The sequence below is a fragment of the Bacteroidota bacterium genome (assembly GCA_013360915.1).
GTDB lineage: Bacteria > Bacteroidota > JABWAT01 > JABWAT01 > JABWAT01 > JABWAT01.
On the sequence record JABWAT010000043.1, the window covers coordinates 1 to 2008 of the forward strand.

General features: G+C 47.6%; 2 protein-coding genes. Both read left to right on the forward strand.

Annotation, left to right across the window (positions count from 1 at the left end; genetic code table 11):
• Window positions 1-84 precede the first annotated feature (84 nt).
• Window positions 85-525, forward strand: coding sequence for a Spy/CpxP family protein refolding chaperone (locus tag HUU10_15685; GenBank protein NUQ83044.1), 441 nt, complete (start codon window positions 85-87; stop codon window positions 523-525).
• Between the two features lie 315 nt (window positions 526-840).
• Window positions 841-1830: a virulence RhuM family protein gene (locus HUU10_15690; GenBank protein NUQ83045.1), complete on the forward strand. Its 990-nt coding sequence runs from the start codon at window positions 841-843 to the stop codon at window positions 1828-1830.
• Window positions 1831-2008 lie beyond the last annotated feature (178 nt).

Sequence of the window (2008 nt, forward strand, 5' to 3'; positions counted from 1 at the left end):
AAAGACCGGTTGTACCAAAGTCCGGACCTTTGTATGTGAAGAGCACAACGCTCTCATGATTCACATAACAAAGGAGATACAATCATGTTTGGAAGAAAATCACGCTGGTTCATTCCGGTTATTCCCGTCGTACTGGGTGGCATGATGGCTGTTGGCTGTCATCACCGTCCATCCACCCCCGAAGAACGCGCCGACTGGATCACCGACAAAATCTCGGATGAGCTCGATCTGACGAAGGATCAGGAAGTGAAAGTGAAAGCCATCGTCCTGAACGTGCAGTCACAGGTGCCCGATCTGAAAAAGGCACGGATGGATGCCTGGTCCGAATTGTACAGCCAGGTTCAGGCCGATAAAGTCGATGCAGCCCGTCTGACCGAGAACCTGAATGCCCGCCGCGATGAAATGAGCAAAGCCATTCCGGCCATCAGTCAGGGATTTGCCGATCTGTATGCCATTCTCACCCCCGAGCAGCGTGCAGACCTGAAAAAATCCATGGAGAAAATCAACCGCCGGCTGACCGACTAAGCCAGATGACAGACTGGTTTCCGGATTGCCCGGTGACCGGTCTGTCGTTTTTTGCAAACGGTTGTATCCCCCATCCCTGGCCGGGTATTTGATTTTCAGGGGCTTTTTGGCATCTTAATCGAGTTGGGTAACAGGCAAAACGTTATCCAAAAGCGAGGAAAAACCAACATCTGCGGTAATTTTGCTGCAAGAAGACAAGAAAAAAACAGTCCACGCACAAAACAATACAGTTGCAAACCAAACAAAAGTCCGAAGTGCTAGAACGAGTAATAAAATCCAGAAAAACCATCCATCTGGTAAACCCTGATTCTGACAATGAGTGAACTACTGATCTACCAAACCGAAGATGGAAGCACCAACATACAGGTGCAACTTACCGACAACACCGTATGGCTCACGCAAGCGGATATGGTGGACCTGTTTCAATCTTCCAAGTCCAATATCAGCGAACACATCAAGCATATTTTTGAAGAGGGTGAATTGCAAGAGGATTCAGTTGTTCGGTATTTCCGAACAACTGCCACTGATGGTAAAAATTACAACACAGCACATTACAACCTTGATGTGGTGATTTCGGTAGGCTATCGGGTAAAATCCTTGCGGGGTACACAGTTCCGGATGTGGGCAACCGAGCGGCTGAGAGAGTACCTCATTAAGGGCTTCACGATGAACGACGACTTATTGAAGCAGGGTGGCGGTTATTTTGAGGAACTGCTCGACCGCATCCGCGACATCCGTTCGTCTGAAAAGGTTTTTTACCGGAAAGTCCTTGAAATTTACGCCACCAGCATTGACTATGACCCACGGGCAAGCGTCACACAACAGTTTTTTCAAACGGTACAAAATAAATTGCATTGGGCAGCTCACGGGCACACGGCCGCTGAGGTCATTTTTCAGCGGGCAAATTCGGCTTTGCCCTTCATGGGCCTGACGGCTTTCAAAGGGAATAAGCCAACGAAGCAGGAAATCGGAGTGGCAAAAAACTACTTATCGGAAGAAGAGTTGGCCATTCTCAATCGCATGGTTTCAGCTTATTTGGATATTGCTGAAATCAATGCCATGCAGCGCAAGCCCATGCACATGAAAGATTGGATTGAAGTGTTGGACGGATTCATCAAAATGAGCCGACAAGAAGTACTTTCCCATGCAGGAAAAATCACGGCAGAAATCGCACAGAAAAAAGCTTTGGCAGAATACACAAGCTACAAAAGAAAACCGGAACAGGAACTGTCTGACGTAGAAAAACAATTTATTGCGAGTATCGGGCAGGCTGAAAAGAAGTTGAAAACCCTTAGAAAGAAATGAGTAAAAACGAATTCTTTCCACCCCGGACCGGTCATCAATCCCACCATCTATGCGTATGAGTTGGCAGATAAGGCTCCGCCTCCCCGTTACAACCTGTTACAGACCGATACCATCCTGAAAAGACCGGTTGTACCAAAGTCCGGACCTTTGTATGTGAAGAGCACAACGCTCTCATGAT

Bases quoted from the DNA above. Each gene is read 5' to 3' on its own strand.
- HUU10_15690 (NUQ83045.1), top strand. From the start codon at position 841: ATGAGTGAACTACTGATCTACCAAACCGAAGATGGAAGCACCAACATA.
- HUU10_15685 (NUQ83044.1), top strand. From the start codon at position 85: ATGTTTGGAAGAAAATCACGCTGGTTCATTCCGGTTATTCCCGTCGTA.